7 protein-coding genes, 2 tRNA genes and 3 rRNA genes are annotated in these 13414 nt (G+C 56.4%); 3 read left to right on the forward strand and 9 right to left on the reverse strand.

Annotated features, from left to right (window positions below; translation table 11 throughout):
- Positions 1-173 precede the first annotated feature (173 nt).
- The 6 genes from EWM63_RS05265 to EWM63_RS05290 all read right to left on the reverse strand — a co-directional run bounded on the left by EWM63_RS05265 (position 174) and on the right by EWM63_RS05290 (position 6697).
- Positions 174-1193 carry an IS110 family RNA-guided transposase gene (locus tag EWM63_RS05265; RefSeq protein ID WP_130185598.1) on the reverse strand — a complete coding sequence of 340 codons (1020 nt, stop codon included), beginning with the start codon at positions 1191-1193 and terminating at the stop codon, positions 174-176.
- Between the two features lie 371 nt (positions 1194-1564).
- Positions 1565-1677: ribosomal RNA gene (rrf, locus tag EWM63_RS05270) — 5S ribosomal RNA — on the reverse strand.
- Positions 1678-1806: 129 nt separating this feature from the next.
- A 23S ribosomal RNA gene (locus EWM63_RS05275) occupies positions 1807-4682 on the reverse strand.
- A 207-nt stretch (positions 4683-4889) separates the two neighbouring features.
- Positions 4890-4965 (reverse strand) — tRNA-Ala (locus EWM63_RS05280).
- A 27-nt stretch (positions 4966-4992) separates the two neighbouring features.
- Positions 4993-5069, reverse strand: a tRNA-Ile gene (locus EWM63_RS05285).
- 97 nt (positions 5070-5166) lie between these two features.
- Positions 5167-6697: ribosomal RNA gene (locus EWM63_RS05290) — 16S ribosomal RNA — on the reverse strand.
- Together the 16S, 23S and 5S rRNA genes with 2 tRNA genes alongside form the textbook arrangement of a ribosomal RNA operon.
- Before the next feature lie 535 nt (positions 6698-7232).
- Between EWM63_RS05290 and EWM63_RS05295 the strand changes: the two genes are divergently transcribed.
- The 3 genes from EWM63_RS05295 (at position 7233) to EWM63_RS05305 (ending at position 10353) form a co-directional block, all read left to right on the forward strand.
- Entirely contained in the window at positions 7233-8627 is a 1395-nt protein-coding gene (locus EWM63_RS05295; RefSeq protein WP_130190198.1) for a sensor histidine kinase, read from the forward strand.
- Positions 8628-8704: 77 nt separating this feature from the next.
- A complete protein-coding gene (locus EWM63_RS05300) occupies positions 8705-9466 on the forward strand; it encodes a LytR/AlgR family response regulator transcription factor (RefSeq protein ID WP_130185599.1) in 762 nt (253 codons plus the stop codon).
- A gap of 101 nt (positions 9467-9567) precedes the next feature.
- Positions 9568-10353, forward strand: a complete 786-nt coding sequence (locus EWM63_RS05305) for a sensor histidine kinase (protein ID WP_307720824.1) — start codon at positions 9568-9570, stop codon at positions 10351-10353.
- 108 nt (positions 10354-10461) lie between these two features.
- Here the strand turns inward: EWM63_RS05305 and EWM63_RS05310 are convergent, their stop codons facing one another.
- The 3 genes from EWM63_RS05310 to EWM63_RS05320 form a co-directional block, all read right to left on the reverse strand.
- Entirely contained in the window at positions 10462-11547 is a 1086-nt protein-coding gene (locus EWM63_RS05310; RefSeq protein ID WP_130185601.1) for a porin, read from the reverse strand.
- A gap of 130 nt (positions 11548-11677) precedes the next feature.
- A complete protein-coding gene (locus EWM63_RS05315) occupies positions 11678-12325 on the reverse strand; it encodes a class I SAM-dependent methyltransferase (RefSeq protein ID WP_130185602.1) in 648 nt (215 codons plus the stop codon).
- Positions 12322-13263, reverse strand: coding sequence for a CysB family HTH-type transcriptional regulator (locus EWM63_RS05320; RefSeq protein ID WP_130185603.1), 942 nt, complete (start codon positions 13261-13263; stop codon positions 12322-12324). The genes EWM63_RS05315 and EWM63_RS05320 overlap by 4 nt, the downstream gene beginning before the upstream one ends.
- Between the last annotated feature and the right edge of the window lie 151 nt (positions 13264-13414).

A 13414-nucleotide genomic window follows, 5' to 3' on the forward strand; every position in this document is an offset into this window, starting at 1 on the left:
CGCCCCGGCGGTTTAACGCACTCGAAGTGCTTGGTGACAGACGGGCTTAGCCAACCACGGTCTTACCTGGTTTGCCATCACTGCTTGATCGCTTGTGCAATCGGTGGAATGTACCGGCACTGCTTCCAAAAACTGTTTGCCTCCCTTCGACAAGGGACCCTTAACCGGGTCGATTACGCGGCAGCGTAATCGACCCGGAACTCTCTGTCATGTGCTAACAACGCCCACACTGTTCTTGCATTTTTGTTGGCCAAGGCCACGGCAGCGATATTCTTGTGTCGCCGGCTAAGTAGCGAATGAAGCCAGTCTTGCTTGATCTTGTTGGCTGCGTGCCGGATTACTGCTCGGGCGCCATGAATGAGCAACGTGCGCAGATACGTATCGCCTCGTTTGCTGATGCCAAGAAGGTTGGTTCGGCCGCCCGTTGAATGCTGTTTCGGCACCAGGCCAAGCCATGCAGCGAGCTGTCGGCCGTTGGCGAAGTGCTTGGCGTTACCGATCGCTGCCACCAATGCGCTCGCTGTAATCGGACCAATGCCCGGTATCTTCTCTAGTCGCTGAGACATCGAATTCGAGCGATGCCAATTCTGGATCTCCAGCTCGAATTGCTTAACTCGCTTGTCCAATACGTTCAAGTGATCAAGAAGTTCGAGGATGGTCTGGCGGAACGCGCCGGGCAGTTCATCCTTCGCTTCATCGAGCAATGTCGGCACCCGCTCCTTAAGCAGGGCCAGGCCCTTTGGCACGATCAATCCAAACTCCGCCAATAGCCCGCGAATCTGATTAGCCTGCGCCGTGCGCTGCTTGACGAATCCTGCCCGGGCCGTGTGGACAGCAAGGATCGCCTGCTGTTCGATATTCTTGATCGGCACGAAACGCATGCTTGGTCGTTGTACTGCTTCGCAGATCGCTTCTGCATCTGCTGCATCGTGCTTGTTGGTCTTCACGTACGGCTTGACGAACTGCGGAGCTATCAGCTTGACCGTGTGCCCCAGGCTTTGCAGTTGCCGCGCCCAGTAGTGCGCGCTGCCACATGCTTCCATTCCGATCAGACACGGTGCCATGTTGGCGAAAAATTCCATTACCTTGCCACGCCTCAGCTGGATACGCTTCTCCACCTTGCCAGCCGCATTTACACCGTGGAATTGGAAAACTTCCTTTGCCAAATCAACACCGCATACCGTAATCTTCATGGTGACGCCCCCCTCTAGCTAAGTGGTTTCTCGACAACTCCACTTTGGCACATTGATGCCGTTTTAGGGTGGGGGCGTCCATCCCATTGGTTTTCGAGAAACTTTTTGAGCCGAAAAGCGAAAAACCCCGCCAGCACACGCTAGCGGGGTTTTTCTATGTAACAGCCTGACGATAACCTGCTTTCACACTGGTTGCAGCACTATCATCGGCGCAAAGTCGTTTCACGGTCCTGTTCGTGGAGCGAGGTCGGGCAGTGCCCGGCCGAGCAAAAAACCGGAACCTTGCCGAAGTCCGCAACATACTGCTGAAGTGGCATTCCAAATGCGAAAAACCCCGCCAGCACACGCTAGCGGGGTTTTTCTATATAACAGCCTGACGATAACCTACTTTCACACTGGTTGCAGCACTATCATCGGCGCAAAGTCGTTTCACGGTCCTGTTCGGGATGGGAAGGGGTGGGACCGACTTGCTATGGTCATCAGGCATGACTTGTACGATCGATTGCTCTCAATGGAGCAGCAATCGATCTCAATCTGGAAGAAGTAAGTTGGGTAACTCTCATCAAAGAGTAAATGCAAGGAACCATGATTGGTTCATAACCGTCAAGGTTATAGGGACAAGCCGTACGGGCAATTAGTATCAGTTAGCTTAATGCATTACTGCACTTCCACACCTGACCTATCAACGTCCTGGTCTCGAACGACCCTTCAAGGAGCTCAAGGCTCCGGGAAATCTCATCTTAAGGCAAGTTTCCCGCTTAGATGCTTTCAGCGGTTATCTCTTCCGAACTTAGCTACCCGGCAATGCCACTGGCGTGACAACCGGTACACCAGAGGTTCGTCCACTCCGGTCCTCTCGTACTAGGAGCAGCCCCCTTCAAATTTCCAACGCCCACGGCAGATAGGGACCAAACTGTCTCACGACGTTTTAAACCCAGCTCACGTACCACTTTAAATGGCGAACAGCCATACCCTTGGGACCGGCTACAGCCCCAGGATGTGATGAGCCGACATCGAGGTGCCAAACTCCCCCGTCGATATGAACTCTTGGGAGGAATCAGCCTGTTATCCCCAGAGTACCTTTTATCCGTTGAGCGATGGCCCTTCCATACAGAACCACCGGATCACTATGTCCTACTTTCGTACCTGCTCGACTTGTCGGTCTCGCAGTTAAGCACGCTTATGCCATTGCACTATTAGCACGATGTCCGACCGTACCTAGCGTACCTTCGAACTCCTCCGTTACACTTTAGGAGGAGACCGCCCCAGTCAAACTGCCTACCATGCACTGTCCCCGATCCGGATAACGGACCAAGGTTAGAACCTCAAACAAACCAGGGTGGTATTTCAAGGTTGGCTCCACGAGAACTGGCGTCCCCGCTTCAAAGCCTCCCACCTATCCTACACAGATTGGTTCAAAGTCCAATGCAAAGCTACAGTAAAGGTTCATGGGGTCTTTCCGTCTAGCCGCGGGTAGATTGCATCATCACAAACACTTCAACTTCGCTGAGTCTCGGGAGGAGACAGTGTGGCCATCGTTACGCCATTCGTGCAGGTCGGAACTTACCCGACAAGGAATTTCGCTACCTTAGGACCGTTATAGTTACGGCCGCCGTTTACTGGGACTTCAATCAAGAGCTTGCACCCCATCATTTAATCTTCCAGCACCGGGCAGGCGTCACACCCTATACGTCCACTTTCGTGTTTGCAGAGTGCTGTGTTTTTATTAAACAGTCGCAGCCACCATTTTATTGCAACCCTGTCACCCTTCCACAGTAAAGTGGTCAAGCTACTGGGGCGTACCTTTTCCCGAAGTTACGGTACCAATTTGCCGAGTTCCTTCTCCCGAGTTCTCTCAAGCGCCTTAGAATACTCATCTCGCCCACCTGTGTCGGTTTGCGGTACGGTCTCGTATGACTGAAGCTTAGAGGCTTTTCTTGGAACCACTTCCGATTGCTACAGGATCAATGATCCTTCGTCCCAGTCCCTTGAATTACGTGCCCGGATTTGCCTAAGCACCTTCTATGAACCAGAAACTGACTATTCCAACAGTCAGACAACCTTCCGCGATCCGTCCCCCCATCGCATCATACGACGGTGCAGGAATATTAACCTGCTTCCCATCAGCTACGCATCTCTGCCTCGCCTTAGGGGCCGACTCACCCTGCTCCGATGAACGTTGAACAGGAAACCTTGGGCTTACGGCGTGCGGGCTTTTCACCCGCATTATCGCTACTCATGTCAGCATTCGCACTTCTGATACCTCCAGCATCCTTTACAAGACACCTTCGCAGGCTTACAGAACGCTCTCCTACCATATGCATAAATGCATATCCGCAGCTTCGGTGACTGGCTTAGCCCCGTTACATCTTCCGCGCAGGACGACTCGATCAGTGAGCTATTACGCTTTCTTTAAATGATGGCTGCTTCTAAGCCAACATCCTGACTGTTTTAGCCTTCCCACTTCGTTTTCCACTTAGCCAATCTTTGGGACCTTAGCTGGCGGTCTGGGTTGTTTCCCTCTTGACACCGGACGTTAGCACCCGATGTCTGTCTCCCAAGCTCGCACTCATCGGTATTCGGAGTTTGCAATGGTTTGGTAAGTCGCGATGACCCCCTAGCCATAACAGTGCTCTACCCCCGATGGTGATACTTGAGGCACTACCTAAATAGTTTTCGGAGAGAACCAGCTATTTCCAAGTTTGTTTAGCCTTTCACCCCTATCCACAGCTCATCCCCTAATTTTTCAACATTAGTGGGTTCGGTCCTCCAGTGCGTGTTACCGCACCTTCAACCTGGCCATGGATAGATCACTTGGTTTCGGGTCTACACCCAGCAACTAGCGCCCTGTTCGGACTCGATTTCTCTGCGGCTCCCCTATATGGTTAACCTCGCTACTGAATGTAAGTCGCTGACCCATTATACAAAAGGTACGCCGTCACGGAACAAGTCCGCTCCGACTGTTTGTATGCACACGGTTTCAGGATCTATTTCACTCCCCTCCCGGGGTTCTTTTCGCCTTTCCCTCACGGTACTGGTTCACTATCGGTCGATTACGAGTATTTAGCCTTGGAGGATGGTCCCCCCATATTCAGACAGGATTTCTCGTGTCCCGCCCTACTTGTCGCATGCTTAGTACCACCGGTCTGGTTTCGCGTACGGGGCTATCACCCGCTATGGCCGCAGTTTCCAATGCGTTCCACTACCAGTCCGACTATCACATGCAGGCTCTTCCCATTTCGCTCGCCACTACTTTGGGAATCTCGGTTGATTTCTTTTCCTGCAGCTACTTAGATGTTTCAGTTCGCCGCGTTCGCTTCACACACCTATGTATTCAGTGAGTGATGACCTATAAGGCCGGGTTTCCCCATTCGGAAATCTTCGGATCAATGCTCGTTTGTCAGCTCCCCGAAGCTTATCGCAGACTTCTACGTCCTTCATCGCCTGTAATCGCCAAGGCATCCACCATGTGCACTTATTCACTTGTCCCTATAACCTTGACGGCTATAGCTACAAGCATTTACTACTGTGTTTGATGAGTTTTTTGTATGCGTCCTTTCGGACACTACCCTAAGTGTGCGATGTCTCGCACGCTTAATAAAACTTTACTTCTTCCAGATTGTTAAAGAACGAAACAGCAGTGATCTCTAAAAGATCAAATCTAAATCTCAGGACTTAGATTTGACATCTTAAACTTGGTGGAGGATGACGGGATCGAACCGACGACCCCCTGCTTGCAAAGCAGGTGCTCTCCCAGCTGAGCTAATCCCCCATGGGATACAACTTTGTGCTTGATACGTGGTGGGTCTGGTTGGGCTCGAACCAACGACCCCCGCGTTATCAACACGGTGCTCTAACCAGCTGAGCTACAGACCCGCATTGTTACCTAGCGGTGCTACTGTTTCTTCTTCATTCGACAGTCGATAAGTGTGAGCGTTTGATGCACGATCTTGACGATCCGTGCCGACTCTAGAAAGGAGGTGATCCAGCCGCACCTTCCGATACGGCTACCTTGTTACGACTTCACCCCAGTCACGAATCCTACCGTGGTAAGCGCCCTCCTTGCGGTTAAGCTACCTACTTCTGGTAAAACCCGCTCCCATGGTGTGACGGGCGGTGTGTACAAGACCCGGGAACGTATTCACCGCGACATGCTGATCCGCGATTACTAGCGATTCCAACTTCATGCAGTCGAGTTGCAGACTACAATCCGGACTACGATACACTTTCTGGGATTAGCTCCCCCTCGCGGGTTGGCGGCCCTCTGTATGTACCATTGTATGACGTGTGAAGCCCTACCCATAAGGGCCATGAGGACTTGACGTCATCCCCACCTTCCTCCGGTTTGTCACCGGCAGTCTCATTAGAGTGCTCTTTCGTAGCAACTAATGACAAGGGTTGCGCTCGTTGCGGGACTTAACCCAACATCTCACGACACGAGCTGACGACAGCCATGCAGCACCTGTGTTCAGGCTCCCTTTCGGGCACTCCCGGATCTCTCCAGGATTCCTGACATGTCAAGGGTAGGTAAGGTTTTTCGCGTTGCATCGAATTAATCCACATCATCCACCGCTTGTGCGGGTCCCCGTCAATTCCTTTGAGTTTTAATCTTGCGACCGTACTCCCCAGGCGGTCTACTTCACGCGTTAGCTGCGTTACTAAGTCAATTAAGACCCAACAACTAGTAGACATCGTTTAGGGCGTGGACTACCAGGGTATCTAATCCTGTTTGCTCCCCACGCTTTCGTGCATGAGCGTCAGTCTTGACCCAGGGGGCTGCCTTCGCCATCGGTGTTCCTCCACATCTCTACGCATTTCACTGCTACACGTGGAATTCTACCCCCCTCTGCCAAACTCTAGCCTTGCAGTCTCCATTGCCATTCCCAGGTTAAGCCCGGGGATTTCACAACAGACTTACAAAACCGCCTGCGCACGCTTTACGCCCAGTAATTCCGATTAACGCTTGCACCCTACGTATTACCGCGGCTGCTGGCACGTAGTTAGCCGGTGCTTATTCTTCAGGTACCGTCATGAGGCACGGATATTAGCCGTACCCTTTTCTTCCCTGACAAAAGAGCTTTACAACCCGAAGGCCTTCTTCACTCACGCGGCATTGCTGGATCAGGGTTGCCCCCATTGTCCAAAATTCCCCACTGCTGCCTCCCGTAGGAGTCTGGACCGTGTCTCAGTTCCAGTGTGGCTGGTCGTCCTCTCAGACCAGCTACTGATCGTCGCCTTGGTGAGCCTTTACCTCACCAACTAGCTAATCAGATATCGGCCGCTCCAGGAGCATGAGGTCTTGCGATCCCCCACTTTCATCCATAGATCGTATGCGGTATTAGCGTAACTTTCGCTACGTTATCCCCCACTCTTGGGCACGTTCCGATATATTACTCACCCGTTCGCCACTCGCCACCAGGCCGAAACCCGTGCTGCCGTTCGACTTGCATGTGTAAAGCATGCCGCCAGCGTTCAATCTGAGCCAGGATCAAACTCTTCAGTTTAATCTCTGTTTTTCCGATACTGCTATCGGAGGTCACTCACTCAAGATACTGACGAACCATCCGAAGATGATTACGTTTATTTCTTGTGTAAGCGTTTGTTGCTATATTTTGAGCATTCCGGACCGAAGTCCGGAGGCACATCGCATCAAACGCCCACACTTATCGACTGTTGATTGTTAAAGAATTCTTCGCTTTTCAGCGGTTCTGCATTTCGGGATCAACCCGTCGACAAATCGTTGTGTTTGTCAGCAGCAGAGAGGCAAGATTATCGAGTGTTTCGTGCGATTCGTCAAGCTTCTTTTTTGCCCCGCTTCAACTTGCTTGCTTCACTTTCGTGTCAGCGCGTTGCTGCGAGGGACAGAACTATAGCAATCCCGCTGCCGCCGCGCAAGCACTTTTTGCGCCTCCAACCATCCCAAACTTTCCCGCCTCAGGTCCGCAATTGTGCAGCCTGTCGCATGGCACTCGCCGTGGTGGACAGTTTTGCGTAACGTTATCTACACTTGCTCCCCTATATAGAGAACGAAGGCCGTCGATGTTCCCCACGCCAAAAACACAGGAAACCCTGAAGACCGTCCTGGCTTCGCTGCACAAGGGCTTCGACCAGACTGCGACCTGGGTTACGCAATTATCTTGGTGGAAGTTTTTCCTGTTCGCGGCGCTGGCATTGATCGCCGCGTCGATCCTGCAGGACGAACTGTTCTCGCCAAATATGGATGAGGACGTGGCCATCCGTTCGCACAAGCGCCCGAGTGCCGGCAGCGATACCAGTATCGTCATCGATGACAGCGGCATTCACTTCAATCCACGCGGCGGCAAGTTGCGCAATCCGGCGCCGGCCGAGCCGGTGGGACCTCCCGATGCCACCGAATTGCCGGACGCGCCTGCGCCACCCGATGCCCCCGAGGCACCTGATGCGCCAGATGCGCCCGATGTACCGGATGCTCCCCCTGTGGCGCCGGCGGCCGGGGCAGCCCCAGCGGCGCCCGCCGCCCCGGTCGCTCCCCTGGGAAAAACCAGGACCGCGCCCGTCGTGACCAATCTCCCGGGCGAGGAAGTCCATATCGAGTTGCCGCCACAGATCGGCGAAGAACTGTCCAACGCACTCGAGGAAGCCGTCGACAATGCGGCCGAGGAAAAAGTGTCGCGTTATCACGAGCAGGCGTCGACGTGGTTCCAGAGCTTTGTCTTTTTGCTCGTCCTCACATTGTTCGGCATGAAGGCGCTGATGGGCGGAAAAAAGCGCGCTGAAGCGGAAACGCAGAGCGCCAATGCCGCCGCCGAGCGCGCTGCCATGCAGCGCCAGCTGTCCGAAGCCAAGATGCAGATGATGCAGGCGCAGGTCGAGCCGCATTTCCTGTTCAACACGCTGGCCTCGGTCGAACACCTGATCGAGACCGATCCGCCACGCGCCTCGGCAATGCAGCGCAGCCTGATCAAGTACCTGCGCGCTGTGCTGCCCCAGATGCGTGACAATACGCTCATTACCAATCTCGGTCGCGAGGCGGACATGGTGCTGGCTTATCTGGCGTTGCTGAAGATGCGCATGGAGGAACGGCTGACGATCGATTTCGACATTCCCGATGGCTTGCGCAGTGCCGCGTTCCCGCCGATGATGCTGCAATCGATGGTGGAAAACGCCATCAAGCATGGCCTCGAAGGCAAGCCGGAGGGCGGCACGCTCAAGGTGCGGGCCGACGTTGCGCACAGCAAGCTGCGCGTGATCGTCGCGGATGATGGACTCGGTTTTGGCGCCAAGCCCAGCGACGGCACGGGCCTGGGCCTGATGACGATACGTGAACGGCTCAAGCTGCTGCACGGCGATGGGGGCCAGTTGCGCATCGAGCCCAACCAGCCGAGCGGCGTGATCGCCACAATCGAAGTGCCCTACCAGTTGTCGGATGTGGCCCGCAAAGGAGCCGCTCAATAATGGTGGGTCAATGAAGGCATTGCAAGGGGCACCGATTCATTGAATAATTGGCATCCCTGCCCTCACATCTGCAAACCATGCCTACCGCGATATTAGCCGACGACGAACGTTTGATGCGCGACCAGTTGCGCATGCGCCTGGGCCAGGTGTGGCCGGAACTGGAGATCGTGGGCGAGGCAAAGAACGGCGACGAAGCGATCGAACTCGTCGACGAGCTGAAGCCGGACTTCACGTTCCTCGATATCCGCATGCCCGGCAAGACAGGCATGGAAGCGGCTGCGGCCATCGGCAACAAGAGCCATGTCGTGTTCGTGACCGCCTACGATGCCTATGCGGTGGAAGCGTTCGAGCGCGGCGCCGTCGATTACGTGCTCAAGCCGCCCGAGCAGGAACGGCTGAAGATCACCGCCGACCGGCTGAAAGACCGGCTGAACAAGCCGGTTGGCGATGTCAACGCGAGTGTCACGGCAATGCTGTCGCAGCTTGCCGAGAAAATCGCCGCGCCAAAACCGAAATTCCTGCAATGGATACAAGCCAGTATCGGCCAGGACTTGCGCATGATTCCCGTCGAGGAAATCCTGTTTTTCCGTTCCGACGAAAAATACACGTGCGTGCAGACCGACAAGTTCGAAGCCTTGATCCGCAAACCCGTGCGCGACCTGGCCGACGAACTGGATCCTGCGCTGTTCTGGCAAATCCACCGCGCAACCCTGGTCAACGTGAACGCGATCGAGGGCGTCACGCGCGATATTCGCGGCCGCCACCTGGTGATGATCAAGGGCCGGCCGGAAAAGCTGGAAGTCAGCCGCAGCTTCCTGCACCTGTTCAAGCAAATGTAATTACACCTGCGCAACTGCGCCACGTCAATCTTTCCCGAACCCGGCTGTATTAGGGTTTTCAAGCGGCTGCCTGCTTTCAGCCGAAGGGGGATCAGATGTCCATGTCACGACCATTGCTGGCAGCCGCGCTGCTCATCGCCATGCGGCTTGCCTGGCGGCTCGATGCGCGGCCAGCCACGTTCGCCGCGCAGCGCGAGGCCGATGCACGCGCGCGGATGGCCGGGCGCCGCGCCACCGACTATGCGCTGGAGAATATCCGCGAAGAGGAACGCACCCATATCGCGCGCGAGCTGCACGACGACCTGGGCCAGTTGCTGGCCACCCTGCGCGTGGACATGAGCTTGCTGATGCAGCGACCGGTGACCGACGAGGCCACGCGCGACCTGCTGACCGGCATGGACGGGCGGCTGCTGTCGGCGATCACGTCGCTCCGGCGCATCGCCAGCAACCTGCGTCCGCATGCGCTGGACGAAGGTGGCCTGTATTTCGCATTGCAGTCGCTGCGGCACGAATTCGAGGAACGCCATGGCGTGGCGTGCGAACTCATCGCCCGCGAAGACGAGCTGGTGCTGAGCGACCGCTACAGCACTGCAATCTTTCGCATCGTGCAGGAGTCGCTCACGAATATCGCGCGACATGCGCAGGCCGGCCACGTGCGCATCACCCTGCGTCGGCAGCGGAACACGCTTTTCCTGAGCATCGAGGACGACGGCCGGGGCATCGCCCAGGCAGACATGGAAAAGCCCACATCCTTCGGCCTGCTCGGCATGCACGAACGCGTCTGGGCGATCCGTGGCGATATCTCGATCACCGGCAGCCACGGCGGCACCAGGATTGCGATCCATCTTCCCTTGCCGGAGGAAGCGGGTGTACAAGCCTGCCGATGATTTACCGGCGCGCCTGAACGCCCCTCACGGCTTGCTTTCGGATAGCTCGTCACAAAAAAAAACGCCCGGTTCGCACCGGGCGTCCTGCTGTATTTCAGGCTTGCGATATCAGAACGTGTGGCGGATACCCAGGTTGAAGCCGGTGTCGCCGCTGCCCACTTCGTTGTTGTTCCCCACGGTATAGCCTGCACCATTCTTGTTGTCGATCTTCGCGTATGCCACATAGGCGCTGGTGCGCTTCGACAGATCGTGCGTGTAGCCAACGGCCCACTGGCGCGCGTCCTGGTTGTTGGCGGTCTTGTCGTTCTTGTTCATCCAAGAAGCGATGATCTTGCCGGAACCGACCGGTACCTGCACGCCCAGCAGTGCATCGTCCGCTTCGAGCGAAGCGCGCGGTGCCACGGCGTAGCCGAAGGCATTGGCCACCGGGATCGGCGAGCTGTTCAGGCCCTTGTCGCGCTCGAAGGCGGCGAATACCTTGACGACCTTGAAGTCATAGTTCACGGCCAGCAGCGTGTTCTTGCCGTTCTCGCGGTTGGCGGCCGGCGTGGTGCCGGTCGCGACCGCGTCGTTATTGCGGTTGTTGTACACCAGGCTCGCGTTCAGTGGGCCTTGCGCGTAGTTGAAGCCGATCGAGAACAGACGGCCTGCTTCGCTGTCGCCGGCCTGCTCGCCCAGCGCATACATGCCTTCGATCGAGAAGCCGGACCACTTCGGCGTGGTGTACACGATCGCGTTCGACACGCGGGTGTTCACGCCGCCAGCAGGGAACAGGTTCTTGGCGCTGCCCGCATAGCCGGCGCCGAACGGATCGGCGACTTTCGACAGGGCGTTGTACAGCGGGTTGTACTGGCGGCCCAGCGTCAGGGTACCCAGCGTCTTGCTGGACAGGCCCACGAATGCCTGGCGGTTGAACAGCGTGCCAGCGCTGTCGACCGTGCCGTCGTCCAGCTTGTAGCCCGATTCCAGCGTGAAGATCGCGGACAGGCCGTTGCCCAGGTCTTCGGTACCGCGGAAGCCGATACGCGACTGGCTGCCGATGCCGCTGGTCACCTTGGTGACGCTGCCAGCCGCACCGCCGGTCTCACGAACGATACCTGCATCAACGATACCGTAGATGGTCACGTTCGACTGGGCGGAAGCGGTGGCTGCGAAGCTGCCGGCGATGAGTGCGGCCAGGGTAAGTTTTTTCACTTTGATGTTCTCTTGTTGAGTTGGTCGGACTGTGAGACCGCTTTGGATCTGACGCGGCGTATCATGCCTTCCAAATACTTCAACAATATGACATCGATAAGTTGTTACCGAGTTACAACAGGCGTTGCCTTTATTTCAGCCGTGCTGTCAGCAGCCAATAATGCTCCAGCCGGTCGATACGGATTTCCTTCGTGGCTGTCGCCAGTTTCTTGCGCAGGAAGCTGTCGGTCGGGAAGTTCTTGAGGACCTCCAGCCGCTCGCCCGATGCCAGCAGGCGGAACTGGTAAGTGTTTCCTTCCAGATCGGTGCGAGCGATGACCGTGCTGCTGCCATCGACATAGACACTATCGAGCAGCACCAGCAGCACATCCTTGCCCAGCTTTGCGCGCAGCTGCGCTAGGAAACGCTCCTGCTCTTCCCGCTTCACGTGCGACCACCAGAAACCGGCGAACACGGCCGTGTACTGGCCTGGTGACAACGGCAGGTCCCAGGCATCGGCCTGCGCGAATGTCACGTTGCCCCCCTGCTGCCGCGAGCGCGCCAGGGCCAGCACTTCCTCGTTGACGTCCGTCGCATGCACCGAGGCGGCGGTCGGCGCGATCACGCGCGTCCAGTATCCGGTGCCGCAAGCCAGCTCGAGAACCTTGTGGCCGCGCAGCAGCTCGGCCACCTTGCCGCGCACCGCGGCCAGGTCGGCCTGTCGCTCCGGCTTGTCGTAGGCATCTTCGATGGCGGCCGCGTTCAGCGCGTAGAACTGCTTCAGTGTGACTTGATTCATAATTCGTAGTTTTCGTGCTCGCCCCGCATCGCCTGCTCGACCAGCTTGCGGTTCAGCGTGGGGGCCAATAATTCAATGAACGTATAAATATAGGAGCGCAGATACGCGCCCTGCTTTACCGCCACCCGCGAGACATTCATCCCGAACAGGTGGCCGACGGAAATGGCGCGCAGGTTGCGGTCCCGCTCGGCGTCGAACGCCATGCCCGCGATGATGCCGATCCCCATGCCCAGTTCGACATAGGTCTTGATGACGTCCGCGTCGATGGCTTCCAGCAGCACGTCCGGCTTCAGGCCGCGCAGCGAAAAGGCGTGATCGATCTTGCTGCGCCCGGCAAAGGCGCCATCATAGGTAATCAGCGGGTACGATGCGATGTCTTCCAGCGTCACCGACTTTCCCTTGAGCAAAGGGTGTTCGGCAGGTACCACGACCACATGTTCCCATTGGTAGCACGGCAGCGTGATCAGGTTGTCCACGCCGGCAATCGACTCCGTGGCGATCGCCAGGTCGGCCTGGTCGCGTTGTACCATCTCGGCGATCTGGCGCGGATTTCCTTGCAAGAGAGACAATCTTACTTTCGGGAACTTCACCATGAATGCCTGCACCACCTTCGGCAGCGTGTAGCGGGCCTGGGTATGCGTGGTGGCGATCGTGAAGCTGCCACTGTCCTGCGCCGCGTATTCCTTGCCGATCCGTTTCAGACTGTCGATTTCCTGCATGATCAGCTCGACCGACTGCAGCACCAGGCGGCCCGGCTCGGTCAGTCCACGGATCCGCTTGCCATGGCGGGTGAAAATATCCACGCCCAGCTCTTCCTCGAGCTCGATGATCGCTTTTGAAACGCCGGGCTGCGATGTAAACAGCGCCTTGGCGGCATCGGTCAGGTTGTAGTTCTGGCGGACGGCTTCCCGTACGAAACGAAGTTGATGAAGATTCATGTAGTTCCCGGCGGTAAGCCCGCTATTTTACGCTGAAGCTTATACCGCCTACGCATATAAGCAAATAAAGACTAAGTAGTTTGGAATAAAGCGTGAGTTTATTACGATAACGCCTACCTTGGGGACGACCTGCCGGTAGAGACCGCCGGTA

It is taken from the genome of Pseudoduganella lutea (assembly GCF_004209755.1).
In the GTDB taxonomy this organism is placed as follows: Bacteria; Pseudomonadota; Gammaproteobacteria; order Burkholderiales; family Burkholderiaceae_D; genus Rugamonas; species Rugamonas lutea.